At 60.4% G+C, this 23806-nt stretch carries 20 protein-coding genes; 14 read left to right on the top strand and 6 right to left on the bottom strand.

Annotation, left to right across the window (positions count from 1 at the left end):
• Positions 1-8: 8 nt before the first annotated feature.
• On the bottom strand, positions 9-776 hold the full coding sequence (gene gloB / locus WA225_RS22975) for a hydroxyacylglutathione hydrolase (RefSeq protein WP_422609753.1): 768 nt from the start codon (positions 774-776) through the stop codon (positions 9-11).
• A gap of 66 nt (positions 777-842) precedes the next feature.
• Here gloB and WA225_RS22970 point away from each other — a divergent pair, with 66 nt between their 5' ends.
• From WA225_RS22970 to WA225_RS22950, 5 genes are all read left to right on the top strand, one after another.
• Positions 843-1601 carry a class I SAM-dependent methyltransferase gene (locus WA225_RS22970; protein WP_422609752.1) on the top strand — a complete coding sequence of 253 codons (759 nt, stop codon included), beginning with the start codon at positions 843-845 and terminating at the stop codon, positions 1599-1601.
• Positions 1602-1691: 90 nt separating this feature from the next.
• The gene (gene rnhA, locus WA225_RS22965; RefSeq protein WP_064118581.1) at positions 1692-2162 is read left to right on the top strand and encodes a ribonuclease HI; all 471 of its coding nucleotides are present in this window, start codon (positions 1692-1694) and stop codon (positions 2160-2162) included.
• Positions 2163-2353: 191 nt separating this feature from the next.
• Complete coding sequence (gene dnaQ / locus WA225_RS22960) at positions 2354-3112, top strand: DNA polymerase III subunit epsilon (RefSeq protein ID WP_422609751.1); 759 nt, start codon at positions 2354-2356, stop codon at positions 3110-3112.
• A 123-nt stretch (positions 3113-3235) separates the two neighbouring features.
• A complete protein-coding gene (locus WA225_RS22955) occupies positions 3236-5491 on the top strand; it encodes an Orn/Lys/Arg decarboxylase N-terminal domain-containing protein (protein WP_422609750.1) in 2256 nt (751 codons plus the stop codon).
• A 14-nt stretch (positions 5492-5505) separates the two neighbouring features.
• Positions 5506-6120, top strand: coding sequence for a GNAT family N-acetyltransferase (locus WA225_RS22950; protein WP_422609749.1), 615 nt, complete (start codon positions 5506-5508; stop codon positions 6118-6120).
• Here WA225_RS22950 and WA225_RS22945 read toward each other — a convergent pair.
• Positions 6086-6979, bottom strand: a complete 894-nt coding sequence (locus WA225_RS22945; protein ID WP_422609748.1) for a LysR substrate-binding domain-containing protein — start codon at positions 6977-6979, stop codon at positions 6086-6088. The two genes, WA225_RS22950 and WA225_RS22945, sit on opposite strands and share 35 nt — an antisense overlap.
• Before the next feature lie 85 nt (positions 6980-7064).
• A complete protein-coding gene (locus tag WA225_RS22940) occupies positions 7065-7295 on the bottom strand; it encodes a hypothetical protein (RefSeq protein WP_034152336.1) in 231 nt (76 codons plus the stop codon).
• Between the two features lie 183 nt (positions 7296-7478).
• Between WA225_RS22940 and WA225_RS22935 the strand changes: the two genes are divergently transcribed.
• The gene (locus tag WA225_RS22935; RefSeq protein WP_110719903.1) at positions 7479-8036 is read left to right on the top strand and encodes an NADPH-dependent FMN reductase; all 558 of its coding nucleotides are present in this window, start codon (positions 7479-7481) and stop codon (positions 8034-8036) included.
• A gap of 166 nt (positions 8037-8202) precedes the next feature.
• A complete protein-coding gene (locus WA225_RS22930) occupies positions 8203-9486 on the top strand; it encodes an arsenic transporter (RefSeq protein WP_422609747.1) in 1284 nt (427 codons plus the stop codon).
• Positions 9487-9590: 104 nt separating this feature from the next.
• Here the strand turns inward: WA225_RS22930 and WA225_RS22925 are convergent, their stop codons facing one another.
• Positions 9591-10541, bottom strand: a complete 951-nt coding sequence (locus WA225_RS22925) for a DUF1853 family protein (RefSeq protein WP_422609746.1) — start codon at positions 10539-10541, stop codon at positions 9591-9593.
• A 115-nt stretch (positions 10542-10656) separates the two neighbouring features.
• On the opposite strand from WA225_RS22925, the gene WA225_RS22920 reads away from it, so the two are divergent.
• Genes WA225_RS22920 through pepN form a run of 6 tightly spaced genes read left to right on the top strand, consistent with a single transcriptional unit; the run spans position 10657 to position 17174 of the window.
• A complete protein-coding gene (locus tag WA225_RS22920) occupies positions 10657-11547 on the top strand; it encodes an NAD(+) kinase (protein WP_003224174.1) in 891 nt (296 codons plus the stop codon).
• Complete coding sequence (locus WA225_RS22915) at positions 11547-12518, top strand: metallophosphoesterase (RefSeq protein WP_422609745.1); 972 nt, start codon at positions 11547-11549, stop codon at positions 12516-12518. Before WA225_RS22920 ends, WA225_RS22915 begins: the two co-directional genes overlap by 1 nt.
• Positions 12515-13384 carry a rhomboid family intramembrane serine protease gene (locus WA225_RS22910; RefSeq protein ID WP_422609744.1) on the top strand — a complete coding sequence of 290 codons (870 nt, stop codon included), beginning with the start codon at positions 12515-12517 and terminating at the stop codon, positions 13382-13384. The genes WA225_RS22915 and WA225_RS22910 overlap by 4 nt, the downstream gene beginning before the upstream one ends.
• A 34-nt stretch (positions 13385-13418) precedes the next feature.
• Positions 13419-13679, top strand: a complete 261-nt coding sequence (locus WA225_RS22905; protein ID WP_007919229.1) for a YeaC family protein — start codon at positions 13419-13421, stop codon at positions 13677-13679.
• The gene (locus tag WA225_RS22900; protein WP_422609743.1) at positions 13676-14506 is read left to right on the top strand and encodes a DUF2797 domain-containing protein; all 831 of its coding nucleotides are present in this window, start codon (positions 13676-13678) and stop codon (positions 14504-14506) included. Before WA225_RS22905 ends, WA225_RS22900 begins: the two co-directional genes overlap by 4 nt.
• A 10-nt stretch (positions 14507-14516) precedes the next feature.
• Positions 14517-17174 carry an aminopeptidase N gene (gene pepN, locus WA225_RS22895; RefSeq protein ID WP_422609742.1) on the top strand — a complete coding sequence of 886 codons (2658 nt, stop codon included), beginning with the start codon at positions 14517-14519 and terminating at the stop codon, positions 17172-17174.
• 617 nt (positions 17175-17791) lie between these two features.
• Here pepN and katG read toward each other — a convergent pair.
• Together katG and WA225_RS22885 are read right to left on the bottom strand one after the other, a co-directional pair.
• Positions 17792-20062, bottom strand: a complete 2271-nt coding sequence (gene katG, locus WA225_RS22890) for a catalase/peroxidase HPI (protein ID WP_422609741.1) — start codon at positions 20060-20062, stop codon at positions 17792-17794.
• 150 nt (positions 20063-20212) lie between these two features.
• A complete protein-coding gene (locus WA225_RS22885) occupies positions 20213-22423 on the bottom strand; it encodes an LTA synthase family protein (RefSeq protein ID WP_422609740.1) in 2211 nt (736 codons plus the stop codon).
• A 320-nt stretch (positions 22424-22743) separates the two neighbouring features.
• Here WA225_RS22885 and WA225_RS22880 point away from each other — a divergent pair, with 320 nt between their 5' ends.
• Positions 22744-23763: a sterol desaturase family protein gene (locus WA225_RS22880; protein ID WP_422609739.1), complete on the top strand. Its 1020-nt coding sequence runs from the start codon at positions 22744-22746 to the stop codon at positions 23761-23763.
• Positions 23764-23806 lie beyond the last annotated feature (43 nt).

The following is a 23806-nucleotide window of genomic DNA, read 5'->3' as shown; positions in this document are numbered from 1 at the left end:
TGGGGGGCTTAGAACTTATCTTTCCAAGCCCGCAGAGCCGCAAATACCTCGCTCGGCGCCCGGTTTTGAGCGCCTGCCCGTTCGTCCACTTTTTGTTTAACTAATGTTTCAGTGGTGCGCAAAAACGGGTTGGTGAGCTTTTCCAGGGCCAGGGTCGAGGGCAGGGTCATCACGCCGTTTTGCCGCTGCTGGCTGACTTTTTCCAGACGGGCGGCGATGTCCGGGTTGCCCGGCTCGACTGCCGCGGCAAACTTCAGATTGCTCAGGGTGTATTCATGGGTGCAGTAGACCAGCGTATCTTCCGGTAAAGCGGCGAGGCGGCTGAGCGAGTGGTGCATTTGCTCCGGCGTACCTTCGAACAAACGGCCGCAACCGGCCGCGAACAGGGTGTCGCCGCAGAACAGCAGGCCGTGGTGGTAATAGGCAATGTGGCCCAGGGTGTGACCGGGCACCGCATAGACGTCGAAGTCCCAGCCGAGCACGCTGACGCTGTCGTTGTCCTTGAGCGCCACGTCGCGCGCTGGAATGTTTTCGCTGGCCGGGCCGTAAACTTTCGCCCCGGTCGCCGCTTTCAGGCGCTCGACGCCGCCGACGTGGTCATGGTGATGGTGAGTGATCAGGATATCGCTCAGCACCCAGCCTGGATGGGCGGCGAGCCATGCCTGTACTGGCGCGGCATCGCCGGGATCGACCACCGCGCAGCGCTGGGTGCGGTGATCCTGTAACAACCAGATGTAGTTGTCGGTGAACGCGGGCAGGGCACTGATCTGTATCATCGTCGGAATTCGCCAAGCGGAAAACATTGGCGCATCTTAGTAGTTCCTGGCGCTTTGGAGAATGCGATGAGTGATAAAGCGTTCGCACAGGCTGATCCTGACTGGCTGGCCCTGATCGGTGCAGCCCGTGAATGGCTGTCCGGCCCGCTCGGGCAATTTCTGCTCGATGAAGAGCGGCGCATGCTCGAAGACGAGTTGGGCCGTTTCTTTGGCGGTTATCTGGTGCATTACGGGCCATCGGCGCAAACCCCGCCGGCGGCGCCGCAAGTGCAGCGCAATGTGCGCCTCGGTGCGCCGTTGCCCGGGGTCGAGATTGTCTGCGAAGAGCAGGCCTGGCCGCTGAGCGAGCATGCCGCCGACGTGGTGGTGATGCAGCACGGTCTGGATTTCTGCCTGTCGCCCCACGGTTTGTTGCGTGAAGCGGCGAGCAGCGTACGCCCCGGCGGGCATTTGCTGATCATCGGCATCAACCCCTGGAGCACCTGGGGCCTGCGTCATGTGTTCGCCCACGACGCCTTGCGCCAGGCGCGCTGCATCTCACCGTCACGGGTCGCCGACTGGCTCAATCTGCTCGGCTTTGCGCTGGAGAAACGCCGCTTCGGGTGCTATCGTCCGCCGCTCGCGTCACCCAAGTGGCAGGCCCGATTGGCCGGCTGGGAACGCAAGGCCGGTGACTGGCAACTGTCGGGTGGCGGCTTCTATTTACTGGTCGCGCGCAAGATCGTGGTCGGGCTGCGGCCGCTGCGTCAGGAACGTCGCGAGCCGATGGGCAAGCTGATTCCGCTGCCGATGGCCAAGGTCAACCGCCGCCGTATCGAACCGTAAACCTTCTTTTATTTGTGGCCGGGTATTTCCCGGCCCGGGCCATCGTCGATCCGTGATCGGCGAGGCAGGCATTTTTCTGGATAGAGTGGCATGAGCGAAAGCGTTGAAAGCGTCGACACCGTAGAACTGTTCACCGACGGCGCCTGCAAAGGCAACCCCGGCCCGGGCGGCTGGGGCGCCTTGCTGGTGTGCAAGGGCGTCGAAAAGGAGTTGTGGGGCGGCGAAGCCAACACCACCAACAACCGCATGGAACTGCTCGGCGCGATTCGCGGCCTCGAAGCCTTGAAGCGCCCGTGCGAAGTGCTGCTGGTGACCGACTCGCAATACGTGATGAAAGGCATCAACGAGTGGATGGCCAACTGGAAAAAGCGCGGCTGGAAGACCGCCGCGAAAGAACCAGTGAAAAACGCTGATCTGTGGAAAGAGCTGGATGAACAGGTCAATCGCCACACCGTCACCTGGAAATGGGTGCGCGGGCACATTGGCCATCACGGTAACGAGCGGGCTGACCAGTTGGCTAACCGTGGGGTAGATGAGGTTCGCGGTTACAAGCAGAGCTGATTTTGCTTCTGAACCGTGGTGCGGCCATTCGCGAGCAAGCTCGCTCCCACACTGGATCGTGTTCACAACACCAATCCGCTGTGGGAGCGAGCTTGCTCGCGAATGGGACGCCACGGTCCACCTGAAACACCCCGCCGAGCGTGTTAACATCCGCGTTTTTGCCCGATTGACCCGTTGAGAGCTGAGCACTGATGGCCACCAGATCCGTTGTACTCGATACCGAAACCACCGGCATGCCCGTGACCGATGGTCACCGGATTGTCGAAATCGGCTGTGTCGAACTGATCGGTCGGCGCCTGACGGGCCGGCATTTTCACGTTTACCTGCAACCGGATCGCGAGAGTGATGAAGGCGCCATCGGCGTCCACGGTATTACCAACGAGTTCCTGGTCGGCAAGCCGCGCTTTGCCGAAGTCGCCGATGAGTTCTTCGAGTTCATCAAGGGCGCACAGCTGATCATCCACAACGCGGCGTTCGACGTTGGCTTCATCAACAACGAATTCGCCTTGATGGGCCAGCAGGACCGCGCTGACATCACCCGGCACTGTTCGATCCTCGACACCCTGATGATGGCCCGGGAACGTCACCCGGGGCAGCGCAACAGCCTCGATGCGTTGTGCAAACGTTATGGCGTCGACAACTCCGGCCGTGACCTGCACGGCGCGTTGCTCGACTCGGAGATTCTCGCCGACGTTTACCTGACCATGACCGGTGGCCAGACCAGCCTGTCGCTGGCCGGCAACGCATCGGACGGCAATGGCTCGGGCGAGGGCGCGGACAACTCGGCGACCGAAATTCGCCGTTTGCCGGCGGATCGTCAGCCCGCGCGGATCATTCGGGCGACTGAAGATGAACTGGCGGCGCATCTGGTGCGGCTGGAGATCATCGCCAAGTCGGCGGGTGCGCCGGCGTTGTGGACGCAGATCGCCGAAGCCGACGCACAGGCTTAAGAGATCCCCTGTGGCGAGTCAGGCGCCATGAAGCCAACTGGCCACCCTCGCCACATTCGCTGCAACCCTCTACCCTGAGTGCATTGGCAGCTGCAAACCTGCCGCCTCAGGACACTGAGCCTCATGTACAAAGATTTGAAGTTTCCGGTGTTGATCGTCCATCGCGACATCAAGGCCGACACGGTCGCCGGTGACCGTATCCGTGGCATCGCCCGGGAGTTGGAGCAGGAAGGTTTCAATATCGTTTCGGCCATCGACTACGCCGAAGGGCGGTTGGTCGCGTCGACCCACCATGGCCTCGCGTGCATGTTGATTGCCGCCGAGGACGCCAGCACCAACTCGCATCTGTTGCAGAACATGGCCGAACTGATCGGCCTGGCACGGGTGCGTGCGCCGGATCTGCCGATCTTCGCCCTCGGTGAGCAAGTCACTCTGGAAAATGCCCCGGCCGATGCCATGGCCGAACTCAATCAGTTGCGCGGCATTCTCTATCTGTTCGAAGACACCGTGCCGTTCCTCGCCCGGCAAGTGGCGCGGGCGGCGCGCAAGTATCTGGATGGTTTGCTGCCGCCGTTTTTCAAGGCGCTGGTGCAGCACACGGCGGACTCCAATTACTCCTGGCACACCCCCGGTCATGGCGGCGGCGTGGCTTATCACAAAAGCCCGGTCGGGCAAGCGTTTCACCAGTTTTTTGGCGAAAACACCTTGCGTTCGGACTTGTCGGTGTCGGTGCCGGAACTCGGTTCGCTGCTCGATCACACCGGCCCGCTCGCTGAAGCCGAGGCGCGTGCAGCACGCAACTTCGGCGCCGATCACACCTTTTTCGTGATCAATGGCACCTCGACGGCCAACAAGATTGTCTGGCACTCGATGGTCGCGCGCGATGATTTGGTACTGGTCGACCGCAACTGCCACAAGTCGGTGTTGCACGCGATCATCATGACCGGGGCGATTCCGTTGTACCTGTGCCCGGAGCGCAACGAACTGGGGATCATCGGCCCGATTCCGCTGAGCGAATTCAGCCGCGAATCGATTCAGGCCAAAATCGATGCGAGCCCGCTGACCAAGGGCCGTCCGCCAAAGGTCAAACTGGCGGTGATCACCAATTCGACCTACGACGGCCTCTGCTACAACGCCGAACTGATCAAGCAAAGCCTTGGCAACAGTGTCGAAGTGCTGCATTTCGATGAAGCCTGGTACGCCTACGCGGCGTTTCACGAGTTCTTCGCCGGGCGTTACGGCATGGCCACCTCGCGCAGTGAAGACAGCCCGCTGGTGTTCACCACCCATTCCACGCACAAACTGCTCGCCGCGTTCAGTCAGGCGTCGATGATTCATGTGCAGGACGGCGGCGCACGGCAACTGGACCGCGATCGTTTCAATGAAGCGTTCATGATGCACATCTCGACATCGCCGCAGTACAGCATCATCGCTTCGCTGGACGTCGCGTCGGCGATGATGGAAGGCCCGGCCGGGCGCTCGCTGTTGCAGGAAACCTTTGATGAAGCGCTGAGTTTCCGCCGTGCGCTGGCCAATCTGCGCCAGCACATCGCCGCCGATGACTGGTGGTTTTCGATCTGGCAGCCGCCGGGTGTCGAAGGCATCGACCGCGTGCAGACTGAAGACTGGTTGTTGCAACCGGATGCCGAGTGGCACGGGTTTGGTGAAGTCAGCGACGATTACGTGTTGCTCGATCCGATCAAAGTCACCCTGGTGATGCCGGGGTTGAATGCCGGCGGTGCGCTGAGCGAGAAGGGCATTCCGGCGGCGGTGGTCAGCAAGTTCCTTTGGGAGCGCGGTCTGGTGGTGGAAAAAACCGGGCTGTATTCATTTCTGGTGCTGTTCTCGATGGGCATTACCAAAGGCAAATGGAGCACGCTGCTCACTGAGTTGCTGGAGTTCAAACGCAGTTACGACGCCAATGTGCGTCTGGAAACCTGCCTGCCCTGCGTGGCGCAACAAGACACTGCGCGCTATCGCGGCATGGGCCTGCGCGATTTGTGCGATCAGTTGCACGCCTGCTACCGCAGCAATGCCACCGCCAAACACCTTAAACGCATGTACACCGTGCTCCCGGAAATCGCCATGAAACCCGCCCACGCCTACGATCAACTGGTACGCGGCGAAGTCGAGGCCGTACCAATCGATGAGCTGGAAGGGCGGATTGCCGCGGTGATGCTGGTGCCGTATCCGCCGGGCATTCCGTTGATCATGCCTGGTGAGCGCTTCAGCGAATCGACGCGCTCGATCATCGACTACCTTAAATTTGCCCGCACGTTCGATAGCAGCTTCCCCGGTTTTGTCGCTGATGTGCATGGACTGCAACACGAAGATGAAGGCAATGGGCGGCAGTACACCGTCGATTGTGTCAAGGAATGAGGACTTTCCCAAGTATGCAACCGGTCATGAATCCGAAATACCCAGGGCTGTCGGTGCGCGTCGCCGATGAAGGCTTTGCGCCGTATATCTGGGGCAGCGACTTCAGTTTCGAGGTCGGCGCTTATGGCGCCGCCGTGATTGGCCAGCCGGTCGAGCAATGGCGGGTGACGTCGATCGTGCCGTACCGCAAGTGCTATGGCATTGATCCCGAGGAGTTCAGCAGCTTCCGAGATGCGCCCGACAGCGCGATTTTCATGGCGTATCTGGACGATGAGCCGGTCGGGCATCTGGTGATCAGCACCAACTGGAACGGCTTTGCCCATATCGACGAGTTGGCGGTGCACGCACCGGCGCGGCGGCATGGCGTGGCCAAGGCATTGCTGGATGTCGCGCAGTTCTGGAGCCGCAAGAAAAAGCTGCCGGGGATCATGCTCGAAACCCAGAACAACAACCTCGGCGCCTGTCGGTTATATGAGCGCTGCGGCTATGTGATGGGTGGCGTCGACCAGTTGCGTTATCGCGGCATCGATCCGAATACCGCCGAAGTGGCGCTGTTCTGGTACCGATTGTTCGATAATCCGCTGGAAAACCCGCTCAGCTCGACAGCATCGCCTCGGCTTGTTCCGTGACGATGGCGAGCAAGGTCTGAATCGCCGCTGACGGCGGCGCGTGCTTGAAGGTCAGGGCGTAGAGGCTGATCGGCACCGCCGGCGACAGCGGGCAGACATCCAGCCCGGCCGGGCGTGCGCCCAATGCGGTGAACGGATCGACGATGGCCAGGCCTTCGCCGGCCTCGACCATGCTGCGCATCATCTGATGGGTCTGGACGCGGGTCTGGATGCTCGGCGCCGGACGCAAGGCTTGCAGCTTGTTTTCCAGCGCCGGGCTCAGCGGGTCCTGACCTTCCAGGCCGACCATCGCCTGGCCCGCGAGATCCTGCAGAGAAATGTATTTCTGCTTCGGTTGCAACCAGCCGTGGGGCGCGAGCAATTGCAGTTTGCCTTGAGCCAGCGTGCGGCAATCGATGTCGGGATGTTCGGGATCGTGCAGGCTCAAGCCCAGATCGCTTTCGCGCAGCAACAGGCTGCGCACGATGTCACGGGTCGGCGCACTGAGCAGGCTGCACGGCGCATCCGGCAGGCGTCGGCGCAGGGCCGCGAGACTTTGTGGCAATAGTTGTTGCGCCAGCGGCGGGGTGCCGATGATGCGCAAGGGCGGGGCGAGGTATTGCCTGAGGCTGCTGGCCAGCCGTTGCACCGGCTCCAGCGCTGCATAAACGTGGGCGATTTCCACCTGCAACGCCCGTGCTTCGGGCGTCGATTGCAGGCGCCCGCGCACGCTGGCGAACAGCATGAACCCCAACTGACTCTCGGCTTCGCGCAAACGCTCTTCGACCTCGTTCACCGGCAACTGCAGCCATTCGGCGGCGGTGCCCAGGTGACCGGTCTGCAAGAGCGCCTGAATCACTTCGATATGACGTAAACGCATGCGTGAAGTCCATGTTCAGCAGGTGGGGTCAGTGGCTGAATCCTACCCCAAGTCTGCGCATATGACTTCTGCTCATAACGGTCGGTTATGAAGCGACGGTTGGCTCAGGCTCGCGAATCAGGGTGATGCCGGACTGAACCAGTTCGAACGTCTGGTCATCGATCTTTTTGATGCGATCACCAATGGCCAGTCTGTAAATCGGCTCCGAGCCCGTGAGACCGTCGACCGACGGGTTGGATTCCTGGAATTCATGCACGGAATAAACGCGGCCTTCCGCATCTCTTGCATGGAACTGACCGACGAGTACTGCTGCCATCTGCTTAGAACCTCTGGAGATAAAACGCTTGATTTGCGGCTTGGTAGACCGTCATCAAGGCCTGTAAGTTTTCCTACAGGAAAAAAATAATCAACACGCGGGAATTTGCCTCGGGTGCTGGTGGAATCGTCACCGGATCATCTATAACTACTGGCTCCTCCCACGGACAATCGAGAGTCTTCCATGAGCAATGTCTACAACGTCGCGGTAGTGGTCGGTAGCCTGCGCAAAGCATCGATCAATCGCAAGGTCGCCCTGGCACTGGCGGAACTGGCCCCGGCGAATCTCAAACTCGAGATTGTCGAAATAGGCGATCTGCCACTCTATAACGAAGACATCGACGGTGATTCACCGCCGGCAGCCTACAGCACTTTTCGGCAAAAAGTGGGTTCATCCGACGCGGTGCTGTTTGTCACGCCCGAGTACAACCGTTCCGTACCGGCGCCATTGAAGAATGCCATCGACGTCGGTTCACGGCCGTATGGCAAAGCCGTCTGGAGTGGCAAGCCGGGGGCGGTGATCAGCGTCTCGCCCGGAGCGATTGGTGGTTTCGGGGCGAATCAGCACTTGCGTCAGTCGTTCGTGTTTCTCAATGTGCCGTGCATGCAGCAGCCGGAAGCGTACCTCGGTGGCGCAGGTTCGGCGTTTGATGAGGCGGGCAAATTGAGCGAGACGGTGAAACCTTTTCTGCAGAGTTTCATCAATGCTTACGGACAATTCGTAGAACAGCACAAAAAATAAGCTCACCGAAATCCCTGGCACAACAGAGATCCTGTGGGAGCGAGCTTGCTCGCGAAGGGGCCATCAGCCACACATCATGGGTGACTGACAGTCCGCCTTCGCGAGCAAGCTCGCTCCCACAGGTTTTAGTGTTTTAGCTTCTCTACTTAATTTAAGGCTGTTGCGGATGCTCGCTGCGTCACTGATTTTTCTGCTGACCATCACCCTGGTCATCTGGCAACCCAAAGGCCTCGGCGTCGGTTGGAGTGCGACGCTTGGCGCCGTGCTGGCGCTGATCTTCGGCGTTGTGCACCTGAGCGATATCCCACTGGTATGGCAAATCATCTGGAACGCCACCGGCACCTTCGTCGCGCTGATCATCATCAGCCTGTTGCTCGACGAAGCCGGATTTTTCAATTGGGCCGCGCTGCACGTTGCGCGCTGGGGACGCGGCAGCGGGCGCAAGTTGTTTGCCTTTATGGTGCTGCTCGGCGCGTTGGTGTCGGCGTTATTTGCCAACGACGGCGCGGCACTGATTCTGACGCCGATCGTGATTTCGATGCTGCTGGCGCTGCGCTTTTCTGCGGCGGCGACGCTGGCATTCGTCATGGGCGCAGGGTTTATCGCCGATACCGCGAGCCTGCCGCTGGTGGTGTCGAACCTGGTCAACATCGTTTCGGCGGACTTCTTTCACATCGGCTTCAACCGCTATGCCGCGGTGATGGTGCCGGTCAACTTCGTCAGTGTGGCGGCGACGCTGGGCATCTTGCTGTGGTTCTTCCGTCGTGACATTCCCAAGGCTTACGACCCTGAGCAACTTGAGCATCCACAAACCGCCATCCATGACAAAGCCACGTTCTATGCCGGCTGGGCGGTGTTGGCGATCCTGCTGATCGGCTGTTTTGCGCTGGAGCCGCTGGGCATTCCGATCAGTGCGATATCTGCCGTATGCGCGGCGTTGTTGCTGGGCATCGCTGCTCGCGGCCACAAGATTTCCACGCGCAAGGTGATGAAAGAAGCGCCGTGGCAGATCGTGATTTTCTCGCTGGGCATGTACCTGGTGGTCTATGGCCTGCGCAACGCCGGGTTGACCGGGTATCTGGCCGGTTGGCTGGATGTTTTCGCCGGTCATGGCGTCTGGGGCGCGGCCATGGGCACCGGTGTGCTGACGGCGTTGCTGTCCTCGATCATGAATAATCTGCCGACGGTGTTGATTGGTTTGTTGTCGATCGATGCGAGTCAGGCGAGCGGGGTGGTCAAGGAGGCGATGATCTATGCCAACGTGATTGGCAGCGATCTGGGGCCGAAGATTACGCCGATTGGCAGTCTGGCGACGTTGCTGTGGCTGCATGTGCTGGAGCGCAAGGGGATTCACATTGGCTGGGGGTATTACTTCCGGGTCGGGATTGTGCTGACGGTGCCGGTGTTGTTGGTGACGTTGGCGGCTTTGGCTGTGCGGCTTTCCCTCTAGACCGAGTCGACCCCTTCGCGAGCAAGCTCGCTCCCACATTTGGAATGCATTCTAATGTGGGAGCGAGCTTGCTCGCGAAGGGGTCATATCAAACGCCAAAAAAATCAGGCCTGGCCGGGGACATTCGGCCAAAGGTCCGAGACCAGAAACAAGCGCTCCGCCTCTTCCCATTCCCCTTGCGCATTCTCGATCAGGCGCACCAGCAACTGCGCCGGCGCCAGCGGCTCAAGATCCTCCAGCCACATCCGCAGATGCTCCAACGTCCACGTCTGATCCGCCGGATAGTGCGCCGGCGCCAGCCAGGCATGGCGGGGCAGCGGTTGCCAGCGTCCGGCCGGTCGTTGTGCGACAAACGCCGGCCAATCCTTCTGATGCAACCAACTGCCGCGCAAATGCTGCGGATGCGCACCGTTCGGTGACTCGGAACGACCGGGCCACGGGTACAGCAAATAACCGCCCAGCCACAGCTGCGCACTGAACACCTCGATATCCAGCGCCGCCAGCACTTCACGGCTTTCCGGGCGCGCGGAAATCGGCAGTTGGTGCTCGGCCAGATGCGCCAGTTTACGGTCCAGCCGATCATGACAGCCGGGGCCCAGCCACTGCGCGGTATCGCGGCCATCGCCATGCTGCGGGCCGAGGTAAAGCTTGATCGCCAGTTCCAGGTGATGCACGCCATCGCGATCACGCAACAGCATGTCGAGTTCGCCCAGCGTATGGCCCTCGCGGCGGATCGGCAGGTTGGCGGCAATCAGTTCAATGCCCGGCGCATGCTGCACGGCAAACTGCCACAGCCGTTCGTAATACAGGCCCAGACGCCGTGTGCGCGCCTGCGACAACCAATGCAGCAAGCCGTAACTGTCGCGGTCGAGCTGGCGCAGCCAGTGTTCCAATTGCTGCGGGTCCTGCACCCAGTCGCTGCCCGCCAGCGGATGACGCTGCGGCCACGGCGTGCTGGCGAGCATCGGCGGGGCAAGGATCACCCACGCCAGATCGCGCACTTCCGGATGGCGTAATTGGTGGGGCAACTGCAGCAAATCGGGAAATAGGATCATCTTGCGAGCATAGCCTTAAACACGAGCACACCCTTGAGGCTGAAAGGATTTTGTCTAACCGGCGCTTTCGCCCATAATCGTGCTTTTCGCGTTTTCGATTGTCCGCAGAGGTCCCATGGAGCAATTTCGTAATATCGGCATCATCGGTCGCCTGGGCAGCTCCCAGGTGCTGGATACCGTCCGCCGACTGAAACGGTTTCTGCTCGATCGTCACCTGCATGTGATCCTCGAAGACACCATCGCTGAAGTGCTGCCGGGCCACGGTCTGCAAACCTCGTCACGCAAGATGCTCGGCGAAGTCTGCGACATGGTCATCGTCGTCGGCGGTGACGGCAGCCTGCTCGGCGCCGCGCGGGCGCTGGCCAAACACAATATCCCGGTGCTGGGGATCAACCGTGGCAGCCTCGGTTTCCTCACCGACATTCGCCCTGACGAACTGGAAGTCGAAGTCGCCAAGGTGCTCGACGGCCACTATCTGGTGGAAAACCGCTTCCTGCTGCAAGCCGAAGTGCGCCGGCATGCCGAGGCCATTGGCCAGGGCGACGCGCTCAACGACGTGGTGCTGCACCCGGGCAAATCGACGCGGATGATCGAGTTCGAGCTGTACATCGACGGCCAGTTCGTCTGCAGCCAGAAGGCCGACGGCCTGATCGTCGCCACACCGACCGGTTCCACCGCGTACGCGCTGTCTGCCGGCGGGCCGATCATGCATCCCAAGCTCGATGCCATTGTGATCGTGCCGATGTACCCCCATATGTTGTCGAGCCGGCCAATTGTGGTCGATGGCAACAGTGAGCTGAAAATCGTCGTGTCGAAAAACATGCAGATTTACCCGCAAGTCTCCTGTGACGGGCAGAACCACTTCACCTGCGCGCCGGGCGACACCATCACCGTCAGCAAAAAAGCGCAGAAACTGCGGCTGATTCACCCGCTCGACCACAACTACTACGAAGTCTGCCGCACCAAGCTCGGCTGGGGCAGCAAGCTGGGCGGTGGAGGCGACTGATGCTCGATCCCGCGCGCAGTTATGACTTGATTGGTGACGTGCACGGATGCGCCCTGACCCTCGAACACTTGCTTGACCGCCTCGGTTATCACAAGCAGGGCGGGGTCTGGCGGCATCCATCGCGCATGGCCGTGTTTGTCGGCGACATCATCGACCGTGGCCCGCGCATTCGCGAGGCGCTGCACATCGTCCACGACATGGTCGAGGCCGGTCAGGCCTTGTGCATCATGGGCAACCACGAGTTCAACGCACTCGGCTGGAGCACCCCGGCGCCACCGGGCAGCGGCAAGCAGTTCGTCCGCGAACACACGCCGCGCCACGCGCGCCTGCTACAGGAAACCCTGACTCAGTTCGAAGGCCATCCCGGCGACTGGCACGATTTCCAGCGCTGGTTCTACGAGCTGCCGCTGTTTGTCGACGCCGGACGTTTCCGGGTGGTACATGCCTGTTGGGACGCCGGTTTGATCGAACCGTTGCGCGCGCTGTTCCCCAATGGCTGCATCGATGAACACTTCCTGCAAGCCTCGGCGGTGCCGGACAGTTTCGCCTGCACCGTGTTCGACCGTTTGCTGCGTGGCACCGACATGCGTCTGCCGGATGGTCTGACCATGACCAGCGGCGATGGTCTGGTGCGCTCGTTCTTCCGCACCAAGTTCTGGGAAGACGACCCGAAAACCTACGGCGACATTGTCTTCCAGCCGGATGCACTGCCGGAACCGGTGGCGCAGAAGCCGCTGACCTCCAGCGAAAAAAACAACCTGCTGCGCTACGGCGTCGATGAGCCGTTGCTGTTCGTCGGCCATTACTGGCGCAGCGGCAAACCGGCGCCGATCCGCCCGAACCTCGCGTGTCTGGATTACAGCGCGGTGCTCTACGGCAAACTGGTCGCCTATCGTCTGGATCAGGAAACCCGTCTGGATCCGCATAAATTTGTCTGGGTCGATGTCGAGCGGCCGGAGGTGCTGCAATGAGTGCGGTAGCGGTATTGCGTCTGCCATTGGCGGTGGACTTGAGCGGTTTCGTCAAACTGCTGCAACGCATGCAAGTGCCCCATCGCGTCAGCGAGGAGGCCGGCGAACAAGTGTTGTGGGCGCCTGCGGAAATCAGCGAAGACGTGCGCTCGTTGTACGAACGCTTCCCGGCGGGTGATCCCGATCAGCAAATGGACATCCCCGTCGCGCCGACCTTCAAGCGGCCGAGCTTCACCGAGCAACTGAAATACGCCAAGGCCACGGGGTTCATCCTGTTGCTGTGCCTGATTGTTGGCGGGCTGACGTACCTCGGCGAAAACCTGCAAACCCTGCGCTGGCTGACCTTCCTCGATTTTCAGGTGGTCGGTGAGTACATCCATTTCACGCCGTTGGCCGACAGCCTGGCGGCGGGGCAGTGGTGGCGTCTGGTCACACCGATGCTGATCCACTTCGGCATCCTCCATCTGGCCATGAACGGCATGTGGTACTGGGAGCTGGGCCGGCGCATAGAGTCGCGCCAGGGCAGTATCAATCTGATCGGCCTGACGCTGCTGTTCAGCCTCGTTTCCAACTACGCGCAATTTGCCTGGAGCGGCGCGACCCTGTTCGGCGGTCTGTCCGGCGTACTTTACGGTTTGCTCGGGCATTGCTGGATCTTCCAGCTGCTGGCGCCGAACCCGGCCTATCGCCTGCCGCGCGGCGTGCTGGTGATGATGCTGGTGTGGTTGCTGGTGTGCATGTCCGGGCTGATCTCGATGATCGGTTTCGGCGAAATCGCCAACGCCGCCCACGTTGGCGGGTTACTCATCGGATGCTTCACCGGTTTGTTGGGCGGTTTGTATAACCGCCGTAAACTGGCCGCCTGAAATTTTTCTGTAGATAAAGAGCACGGAGACCCTGATGTCCTCTTTTAACGACATGATCAACAACATTACCCCGGACATCTACGAGAGCCTGAAACTGGCCGTGGAAATCGGCAAGTGGTCCGACGGTGGCAAGCTCACCGCCGAGCAGCGCGAGCTGTCGTTGCAGGCGATGATCGCCTGGGAAATCCAGAACCTGCCTGAAGACCAGCGCACCGGTTACATGGGCCCGCAGGAATGTGCGTCGAAGTCGATCGAAGTGCCGAACATCCTGTTCAAGTCGGATGCCATCCATTGATCGAGATTGGCCGCGGTGCAATCAGCAAAATGTCGGCGCGCCTGGACGGGCCGAACGTGCAATACGCGTTTCGTCTGGATGACGTCGAGGTGCCGGTCAACCCGTTGATCGGCTCCACGCTGCGTCTGGAGTACCTGGGGGCGATCCACTGCACCCATTGCGGGCGCAAGACCAAAACCAGTTTCAGTCAGGGTTATTGCTACCCGTGCATGACCAAACTGGCGCAGTGCGACCTGTGCATCATGAGCCCGGAGCGCTGCCACTATGACGCCGGCACCTGTCGCGATCCAGCGTGGGGCGAGCAGTTCTGCATGACCGATCATGTGGTTTACCTGTCCAATTCGTCGGGCATCAAGGTTGGCATCACTCGTGCTACGCAACTGCCGACTCGCTGGATCGATCAGGGTGCATGTCAGGCGTTGCCGATCATGCGCGTGTCGACGCGGCAGCAATCGGGCTTCGTAGAAGATTTGTTCCGCAGCCAAGTGGCCGACAAAACCAACTGGCGTGCATTGCTCAAGGGCGACGCGGTGGCGGTCGATCTGGCGCAGGTGCGTGATCAACTGTTCGACAGTTGCGCTGAAGGTTTGCAAGGCCTGCAAGAGCGCTTCGGCTTGCAGGCGATTCAGACCATTGCCGACGTCGAACCGCTGGAAATTCGCTACCCGGTCGAGCAGTACCCGGCCAAGATTGTCAGCTTCAACCTGGACAAGAACCCGATTGCCGAAGGCACGCTGCTGGGGATCAAGGGCCAGTACCTGATCTTCGACACCGGCGTGATCAATATTCGCAAGTACACGGCTTATCAGCTCGCCGTGCATCAATAAGGACTCCAGCATGCGCACCGAACAACCGAAGATGATTTACCTGAAGGACTATCAGGCGCCCGAGTACCTGATCGACGAAACGCACCTGACCTTCGAGTTGTTCGAGGATCACAGCCTGGTCCACGCGCAACTGGTGATGCGCCGCAACCCGGCCCGTGGCGCGGGCCTGCCGCCGCTGGTGCTCGATGGCCAGCAGTTGGAGCTGTTGTCGGTGACCCTCGCTGATCAGGAGCTTGCGGAGGGCGATTACCAGGTCAGCGAAAACCACCTGACCCTGCAACCGACCAGCGACACCTTCACGGTCGACACCAGCGTCAAGATCCACCCGGAAACCAACACCGCACTGGAAGGCTTGTACAAGTCCGGCACGATGTTCTGCACCCAGTGCGAGGCCGAAGGTTTCCGCAAGATCACCTATTACCTCGACCGCCCCGACGTGATGAGCAAGTTCACCACCACCGTGGTCGCCGAACAGCACAGCTATCCGGTGCTGCTCTCCAACGGCAACCCGATTGCCTCGGGTCCGGGCGAAGACGGCCGGCATTGGGCGACCTGGGAAGACCCGTTCATGAAACCGGCGTACCTGTTCGCGCTGGTGGCCGGTGATTTGTGGTGCGTTGAAGACACTTTCACCACCATGACCAACCGCAACGTTGCGCTGCGCATTTACGTCGAGCCGGAAAACATCGACAAGTGCCAGCACGCGATGACCAGCCTGAAGAAGTCGATGCGCTGGGACGAAGAGGTCTACGGTCGCGAGTACGATCTGGACATCTTCATGATCGTCGCCGTCAATGACTTCAACATGGGCGCGATGGAGAACAAAGGCCTCAATATCTTCAACTCCAGCGCCGTGCTCGCTCGCGCCGAAACCGCGACCGACGCCGCGCACCAGCGCGTTGAAGCGATCGTCGCTCACGAATACTTCCACAACTGGTCGGGCAACCGCGTGACCTGCCGCGACTGGTTCCAGCTGTCGCTGAAGGAAGGCTTCACGGTGTTCCGTGACTCGGGCTTCTCCGCCGACATGAACTCGGCCACGGTCAAGCGCATTCAGGACGTTGCCTACCTGCGTACCCATCAGTTCGCCGAAGATGCTGGCCCGATGGCCCACGCCGTGCGCCCGGACAGCTTCATCGAGATTTCCAACTTCTACACCCTGACCGTGTATGAGAAGGGCTCGGAAGTGGTTGGCATGATCCATACCTTGCTGGGTGCCGAAGGCTTCCGTAAGGGCAGCGATCTGTACTTTGAACGTCATGACGGCCAAGCCGTGACGTGCGACGACTTCATCAAGGCGATGGAAGATGCCAACGGCGTCGACCTGACCCAGTTCAAGCGCTGGTACAGCCAGGCCGGCACGCCACGTCTGGCGGTGAGCGAGTCGTACGACGCTGCCGCGAAAACCTACAGCCTGACCTTCCGCCAGAGCTGCCCGGAAACCCCGGACAAGGTTGAAAAACTGCCGTTCGTGATCCCGGTCGAACTCGGCCTGCTGGATAGCAAAGGTAACGAAATTGCCTTGCGTCTGAGCGGCGAAGCATCGGCGCAAGGCACCACCCGCGTGATTTCGGTGACCGACGCCGAGCAGACCTTCACCTTCGTTGATATCGCTGAACAGCCGCTGCCATCGCTGCTGCGCGGCTTCTCCGCACCGGTGAAACTGAGCTTCCCGTACAACCGCGATCAATTGATGTTCCTGATGCAGCATGACAGCGACGGCTTCAACCGCTGGGATGCCGGTCAGCAACTGTCGGTGCAAGTGCTGCAAGAACTGATTGCCCAGCAGCAGAAGGGCGAGAGCCTGAAGCTTGATCCGCGTCTGGTGTTGGCACTGCGCACGGTGCTGTCGGATGAATCGCTGGATCAGGCGATGGTTGCCGAAATGCTCTCGCTGCCGGGTGAGGCGTACCTCACCGAAATCAGCGAAGTGGCGGATGTCGATGCCATTCATGGCGCCCGCGAGTTCGCTCGCAAGCAATTGGCCGAAGGGTTGTTCGAAGCGCTGTGGCTGCGTTATCAGGCCAACCGTGACCTGTCGAAGCAAACCCCGTACGTGGCCGAAGCCGAGCATTTCGCCCGTCGCGCGCTGCAGAACATAGCGCTGTCGTACCTGATGCTCAGCGGCAAGCCGGAAGTCCTCGCGGCGGCGCTGGAGCAATTCGAAAGCGCCGACAACATGACCGAGCGCCTGACCGCGCTGGCGGTGTTGGTCAACTCGCCATTCGAAGAGCAGAAGGCTGCGGCGCTGGCGAGTTTCGCCGAGCACTTCAAGGACAACCCATTGGTCATGGATCAGTGGTTCAGCGTGCAGGCCGGCAGCACGTTGCCGGGCGGTCTGCAGCGGGTGAAAGCGTTGATGCAGCACCCGGCGTTCAACATCAAGAACCCGAACAAGGTGCGGGCACTGGTCGGTGCATTTGCCGGGCAGAACCTGATCAACTTCCATGCCGCCGATGGCTCGGGTTATCGCTTCCTCGCGGATCTGGTGATTGAGCTGAACGGCTTCAACCCGCAGATCGCATCGCGTCAACTGGCGCCGCTGACCCGCTGGCGTAAATACGACGATGCGCGTCAGGCCTTGATGAAGGGCGAGCTGGAGCGGATTCGGGCGTCGGGGCAGTTGTCGAGTGATGTGTATGAGGTGGTGAGCAAGAGCCTGGCTTGATGGTGTGTTGAAGTCGGTGTTCCAGCTGTGGACCGGCCCTCACCCTAACCCTCTCCCAGAGGGAGAGGGGACTGACCGAGGTGGATGTTCGAGTTACACCGACCTGAAAGTCCGGAGTCGAACTCAGATTCTGAAACAGATCAAAAGCCCCTCACCCTAGCCCTCTCCCAGTGGGAGAGGGGACTGACCGAGGTGAATGTTCGAGTTACACCGACGTGAAAGTCCGGAGTCGAACTCAGATTCTGAAACAGATCAAAAGCCCCTCACCCTAGCCCTCTCCCAGTGGGAGAGGGGACTGACCGAGGTGGATGGTTGAGTTACACCGACGTGAAAGTCCGGAGTCGAACTCAGATTCTGAAACAGATCAAAAGCCCCTCACCCTAGCCCTCTCCCAGTGGGAGAGGGGACTGACTGAGGTGGATGGTTGAGTTACACCGACGTGAAAGTCCGGAGTCGAACTCAGATTCTGAACGGCCCCCGATCTGCTCCCTTTCCCCCTCGCCCCCCTGGGGGAGAGGGCTGGGGTGAGGGGGTAAGATTTCAGCATCACCACAACCCCCACGCCGTACACAAAAAAACGCCGCATTAAAAAATGCGGCGTTTTTATTTGCCGAAAATTACTTCAAATCAAACCGATCCAGATTTGTCACTTTCGTCCACGCCGCAACAAAGTCCTTCACGAACTGCTCCTGCGCATCCGCACTGGCATACACCTCAGCCAACGCGCGCAATTGCGCATTCGAGCCAAACACCAGATCAACCCGCGTCGCCGTCCACTTCACGCTACCGGTTTTACGGTCACGCCCCTCGAACTCATCCGCATCCCTTGAAGTCGGCTTCCACTCCACGCCCATGTCCAGCAGGTTGGTGAAGAAGTCGTTGGTCAGCGCCTCGGTCTGCGCAGTGAACACACCATGCCGGGTCTGCCCGACATTGGTGTTCAACACCCGCAAGCCGCCCAGCAGCACAGTCATCTCCGGTGCGGTAAGGGTCAGCAGTTGCGCCTTGTCGATCAGCAATGCCTCGGCCGAGACGGTGTATTTGCCTTTGCTGTAGTTGCGGAAGCCATCGGCAATCGGTTCGAGAAAACTGAACGAGTCGACATCGGTTTGCTCTTGCGAAGCATCCGTACGCCCCGGCTTGAACGGCACCGTGACCGCATGGCCAGCGTTTTTCGCCGCTTGTTCGACGCCGGCATTGCCCGCCAACACGATCAAGTCTGCCAGCGAGACTTTCTTGCCAGCGCCGCCGCCATTGAAGTCGTTCTGAATGCCCTCGAGGGTTTGCAGCACTTTGGCCAGTTGCTCAGGCTGGTTGGCTTGCCAGAACTTTTGCGGGGCCAGACGCAGGCGTCCACCGTTGGCACCGCCGCGTTTGTCCGAACCGCGGAAGGTTGAAATGGCGGCCCAAGTGGTCGAGACCAGTTGCGACACCGAAAGCCCCGACGCGAGGATTTTGCTTTTCAGCGCGGCAGCGTCGCTGTCGTCAATCAGCGGGTGAGTGACATCAGGAATCGGATCCTGCCACAGCAATTCTTCGTTGGGCAGTTCCGGGCCGAGGTAGCGCGACAGCGGGCCCATGTCGCGGTGGATCAGTTTGTACCAGGCGCGGGCAAAGGCATCGGCCAGTTGATCCGGATTGGCGAGGAAGCGTCGCGAGATCTGCTCGTAGGCCGGATCGAAACGCAGCGCCAGGTCAGAGGTGAGCATGGTCGGTGAAAGCTTTTTGCTCGGGTCATGAGCATGCGGAACGGTACCGGCACCGGCGCCGTTTTTCGGTATCCACTGATGCGCACCGGCCGGGCTTTTGCTCAGCTCCCACTCGAAGCCAAAGAGGTTTTCCAGGTAGTTGTTGCTCCATCGGGTCGGCGTGGTGGTCCAGGTCACTTCGAGGCCACTGGTGATGGTGTCGCCGCCCTTGCCGGTGCCGAACGCGTTGCGCCAGCCGAGGCCTTGCTCCTCCAGACCAGCGGCTTCCGGTTCAGGCCCGACGTTGTCGGCAGGCCCGGCGCCGTGGGTTTTCCCGAAGGCATGGCCGCCGGCGATCAGTGCCACGGTTTCTTCATCGTTCATGGCCATGCGACCAAAGGTTTCGCGGATATCGTGGGCCGAGGCCACTGGGTCGGGATTGCCCTCAGGGCCTTCCGGGTTTACGTAGATCAATCCCATCTGCACGGCGGCCAGCGGGTTTTCCAGATTGCGTTCACCCTGATCGGTGCGGCTCTCTTCTTTGCCGTGCAGATCCGGCTCAGCCACCAGCGTGCCGTCACCGGGCTCCTGCATGGCGGACTTGTCCTTGCCGTAACGGCTGTCGCCCCCGAGCCATTCGTGCTCGGAACCCCAGTACACATCTTCGTCCGGCTCCCACACATCAGGGCGGCCACCGGAGAAGCCGAAAGTCTTGAAGCCCATCGATTCCAGCGCGACGTTACCGGTGAGGACGATCAGATCTGCCCAGGAAATATTGCGCCCGTATTTCTGTTTGATCGGCCACAGCAGACGGCGGGCCTTGTCGAGGCTGACGTTGTCCGGCCAGCTGTTGAGCGGCGCAAAACGTTGCTGGCCGGAGCCGGCGCCGCCACGGCCATCGGCGGTGCGATAGGTGCCGGCGCTGTGCCAGGCCATGCGGATAAAGAGCGGGCCGTAGTGGCCGAAGTCGGCCGGCCACCAATCCTGGGAGTCGGTCATCAGTGCCGTGAGGTCTTGTTTCAGCGCCTGGAAATCCAGGCTTTTGAAGGCTTTGGCGTAGTCGAAATCCTTACCCAGCGGGTCGGACTTGGGCGAATGCTGGCTGAGGATTTTCAGGTTGAGTTGATTCGGCCACCAGTCACGGTTCGTCGTACCACCACCGGCGGCGTGGTTGAACGGGCATTTCGATTCGTTTGCCATGTTCGGGTCCTTATCAGGTCTGCTACGGTCGGCTCGTGCCGACTTCGGACTAGTAAGGCTAGACCCGACTTGGGGAGTCAGCTAATAGGCCGACTATTGGGCGGTGATAGTCAGAACCTTTTACCGTGCGCTCTCCCTATAGAACCTTGGTCAGGTGGATTGCGCCGTGTCGTCCTCCGGCACGTCGTCAAGCATGTCCTCTTGCCCCGGCAACTCAGTAATCACACTGAAATCCGTTACCTCAACCGCGCCCAAGCCATAACCCAGCAAATGGAAGGAAAACGCTTTGCGCTCTTGCGGGTTGTCGAAGCTGAAGTGCATTTCCAGTGGTTGCTCGGCGGTTGCCACCATCTCCTGCGGCAGACCGATCTGCACGTCCTGTTCAAATTCCTTGGCCTTGAGCTGAATATACGCCGCCTGCTGCGGGTCGACCGAGCGCACGGTCAGGCGCACACGGGTGTGCGAACCCTTGGGCATTTCCAGGTATTGCGCGCCGATCAGGTTGTCGGCCCAGTCATCCTTGATCTGCGCTTGCAGCGGGATGACGTTAGTGCTGCCGAACTGATAACGATGGTTGAGCGGGGTGCGCAGCAAAGACAAGTCGAGGGCATTGGCCCGCGCCGCGATCTGCCGCGCCGGATGGCCGCTGTAAGTGCCTTTGAAGGTGGCGCGCTCGGCAATGAAACCGGCGCTTTCGTAGTAGCGGCAACGGCGCGGCATGTCGCATTCGGAGAAGATCCCCTGACCGTTGTGGTAGCGCAATTTACCGTTGGTGAACGACATGATCTCGCGGCCGGAATCGTAGTCGCGAAACAGCGAACGGCCGCTCAGTGCGGTCGGCACCGGCAAGTCGAAATAGTCGAGGATCGACGTGCTCAAGTCGACATGGCCGTAGACGCCTTTGTTCAGGCGTGGCAGTTGCTCGTGCTCCGGCGCCAGGGTCAGGTTGAAGCCCCACGACGAGGCCAGGCGCACGCCGTCGATGCCGTGGGATTCGTCCGAGGTGATCACCACCAAGGTGTCTTTGAGCACACCCTGGCGCTCAAGACCTGTGAGGAACTGATCCAGCGCATCGTCCAGATAACCGACGGCGGCCTGCTTGGGCGTTTCATAGCGCTGCAGATAGTCCTCTGGCGCGGAGTAGGGCTGATGAGTGCCGACGGTCAGCAAAGTCAGCATCCACGGTTGCTTGTGCTTTTTCAGTTGGCCGACATAGTCCAGCGCGCCCTCGAAGAACGCCTTGTCATCCTTGCCCCACGGGAACTCCAGATAGTTGCTGTTGCTGAACCATTCCAGGCCATGGGTCGCATCGAAACCGATGTGCGGCATGATCTTGTCTTTGGCCATGAAGCGCAGGCCGGCGCCTTGCAGGTAGTGGGTGCTGAAGCCGTGCTCGCGCAGTTGCGCCGGCAGGCAAGCCTGATTGCGCTCGTTGAGGGTGAGCATTTCCACGCCTTTGGGCGTGCCGTTGTTGAGTTTGTCGTAATCGCCGCAGAGCATCGCGTACAGTCCGCGAATGGTCTGGTGCGTGTGCAGTACGTAATCGGGGGTGTTCATGCCGCGCTCGGCCCAGCGGCTGAGGTTGGGCATCAGGTCTTCCTGATAATGGCTGCCGATGGCCTCACGGTTGGCGCGGATATAGGCGCCAGGAATGCCTTCCAGGGCGATGATCAGCACATTGCGCGCCTGCCCCGATGCGGCGAGCAATTTCTGCCCGTTGAGGTCGACATCGGTGAGCCCGGCCATGGCCGGTGCGGCTTCTTCGACGTCGCCGTCCAGCCACTCCTCGGCCTGGATCTGCAGATCAGCGACCTCACTCGCCAGCAATTGATGCGGCAGGTTGTACAGGCGCCACGGATCCGCTTCGCTTGGCCACAGGTTTTGCACGCCCCAGTGCGCGGCGAACAGCACCAGCGGTGCAGCCCAAACCGCGCGGGGCAGGGCCGGGCGCGTCACGCCGCGTGCGCTGAATTGCGTCAGCAACCAAAACAACAACGCCAGCAGCAGGCTGATGCCGATTGCCGGGTGCGCCAGCCCGCCGCCCGTGGAGTTTTCGACGAACTGCGGATCGATCAGGTAATGAATGTCGGAAGGCGTCGGTAGCCGCCCGACGGCGCTGACCAGTTCAGCGGTCGCCACCGCGAGCAATCCCCAGAACAGCAGCACCGGCAGCGCCAGCCACCACGCGCGACGATGCAGCAACAGCACCAACAGGCTGCCAATGGCCAGATCCGACAGGTAACCCAGCGGGGTCGACCAGCCGAGGGCTGCGCGCAGGGACACCGGCACGATCAGCACCAGAACGATCAGTGAAAAGAGGCGGGCATGCGACTGTCGCAACCGGTGAAAAAGAGCGCTCACAAAAAAAGACCTTCCAGTCATCAAAACGTCAAAAAAGTGTGCGCGATGATACCAAGGGTAGGCTGTCTGATCGCCCTTTTAAACGCGCAGCTGATGCGCTGGCGCGCGGGCTCTTGAAGGTGATGGCGCGTCTGCAGCCCTGACCGGGCCTCGTGTGGCAGGGCAATTGGCGATATTGCTGCTGCTGGATTTATTGTTTCAGGCTGTTTAACAATCGGCCCGCAAACGATCAGTGTGAGAATGGGCCTTTGATCCGCAAAAGCTGCACTTGCGAAACGTTACGATTTAGAATGCCCGACCTCTGATGGAGATCAGCCTCCGTGGATGTTCTCGCGCAACTCTACACTCACCTTGATCGGTGGATCATCGCCCCGGTCAGCGGGCAGTTCATCGGCCTGTTCGATCTCAATGGCCGCCTCGGCGTGGTGTTCCTCATCGCGTCTTGCGCCGTTGCCTACGGCTTGTTTCGTTATAGAAAATCCCAAGGGCTGACCGACTCCGAGTCGTTCTGGCAGTTCATCGGCGGCGCTCGTGTATTCGGCCACCGTTCGGCGTGGCTGGATTATCGCTATTACTTCATCAAGGCCATTCTCAAGGTGGTTTGGGTGCTGCCGATCGCCGGGTTGGTCGATCCCTACATTCTCAGGTCCGCTGACTACCAACGGTTTTTCACCCAACTCTGGGGTGCCCGCGAGCAAGTGCCGGACCATCCATTGATCGCGCTGTGCTACGGGGTCGGTGTATTCCTGCTCAAGGACTTGCTGCATTACTGGATTCATCGCGCCTTTCATTCGCGCTACCTGTGGGAGTTTCACAAGGTTCATCACTCGGCGCCGGTGCTGGTGCCGGCCACGGCAAGCCGCATTCATGTGGTCGAAACGCTGGTCGAACGGCTGGTGATGATTGCCGGCATCGCCGCGTTTGCCGGTGTGGTCTGGTATTTCTGCGGTGGGGAAATCAGTCGCTATACCTTGCTGGGCGTGACCGGTCTGGTGCTGCTGCTCAACAGCCTGGGAGCGAATCTGCGCCACAGCCATGTCTGGCTGTCGTTTGGCCCGACCCTCGAACATGTGCTCAACAGCCCGGCCCAGCACCAGATTCATCACAGTGATGCCATGCGTCATCGCAACAAGAACTTCGCCACCAATTTCTCGGTGTGGGACTGGATGTTCGGCACGCTCTACGTCACCACCTCAACACCTGAGCCGCTGCGTTTCGGCACCGGCGAGGCGGATGGCGAGCGCTACCTCACGCTGTACAGTCTGATCGTCACACCTTTTGTGGAAACCGCACGGCGTGTTTTGCCGGCCAAGCGTTCAGGTGCTATCGATATGCGATAAAGATATTTATTTTCTATTTTTTATAGCGATAAAGTCAGGCCTT

The organism is Pseudomonas sp. (assembly GCF_049300855.1).
Classification (GTDB): domain Bacteria; phylum Pseudomonadota; class Gammaproteobacteria; order Pseudomonadales; family Pseudomonadaceae; genus Aquipseudomonas.
This window is presented reverse-complemented; position numbering and strand designations above follow the sequence as displayed.

What these genes read in the sequence shown, in the direction of transcription:
- gloB (WP_422609753.1), bottom strand. Translation starts at nt 776, where the DNA reads ATGATACAGATCAGTGCCCTGCCCGCGTTCACCGACAACTACATCTGG.
- WA225_RS22970 (WP_422609752.1), top strand. Translation starts at nt 843, where the DNA reads ATGAGTGATAAAGCGTTCGCACAGGCTGATCCTGACTGGCTGGCCCTG.
- rnhA (WP_064118581.1), top strand. Translation starts at nt 1,692, where the DNA reads ATGAGCGAAAGCGTTGAAAGCGTCGACACCGTAGAACTGTTCACCGAC.
- dnaQ (WP_422609751.1), top strand. Translation starts at nt 2,354, where the DNA reads ATGGCCACCAGATCCGTTGTACTCGATACCGAAACCACCGGCATGCCC.
- WA225_RS22955 (WP_422609750.1), top strand. Translation starts at nt 3,236, where the DNA reads ATGTACAAAGATTTGAAGTTTCCGGTGTTGATCGTCCATCGCGACATC.
- WA225_RS22950 (WP_422609749.1), top strand. Translation starts at nt 5,506, where the DNA reads ATGCAACCGGTCATGAATCCGAAATACCCAGGGCTGTCGGTGCGCGTC.
- WA225_RS22945 (WP_422609748.1), bottom strand. Translation starts at nt 6,979, where the DNA reads ATGCGTTTACGTCATATCGAAGTGATTCAGGCGCTCTTGCAGACCGGT.
- WA225_RS22940 (WP_034152336.1), bottom strand. Translation starts at nt 7,295, where the DNA reads ATGGCAGCAGTACTCGTCGGTCAGTTCCATGCAAGAGATGCGGAAGGC.
- WA225_RS22935 (WP_110719903.1), top strand. Translation starts at nt 7,479, where the DNA reads ATGAGCAATGTCTACAACGTCGCGGTAGTGGTCGGTAGCCTGCGCAAA.
- WA225_RS22930 (WP_422609747.1), top strand. Translation starts at nt 8,203, where the DNA reads ATGCTCGCTGCGTCACTGATTTTTCTGCTGACCATCACCCTGGTCATC.
- WA225_RS22925 (WP_422609746.1), bottom strand. Translation starts at nt 10,541, where the DNA reads ATGATCCTATTTCCCGATTTGCTGCAGTTGCCCCACCAATTACGCCAT.
- WA225_RS22920 (WP_003224174.1), top strand. Translation starts at nt 10,657, where the DNA reads ATGGAGCAATTTCGTAATATCGGCATCATCGGTCGCCTGGGCAGCTCC.
- WA225_RS22915 (WP_422609745.1), top strand. Translation starts at nt 11,547, where the DNA reads ATGCTCGATCCCGCGCGCAGTTATGACTTGATTGGTGACGTGCACGGA.
- WA225_RS22910 (WP_422609744.1), top strand. Translation starts at nt 12,515, where the DNA reads ATGAGTGCGGTAGCGGTATTGCGTCTGCCATTGGCGGTGGACTTGAGC.
- WA225_RS22905 (WP_007919229.1), top strand. Translation starts at nt 13,419, where the DNA reads ATGTCCTCTTTTAACGACATGATCAACAACATTACCCCGGACATCTAC.
- pepN (WP_422609742.1), top strand. Translation starts at nt 14,517, where the DNA reads ATGCGCACCGAACAACCGAAGATGATTTACCTGAAGGACTATCAGGCG.
- katG (WP_422609741.1), bottom strand. Translation starts at nt 20,062, where the DNA reads ATGGCAAACGAATCGAAATGCCCGTTCAACCACGCCGCCGGTGGTGGT.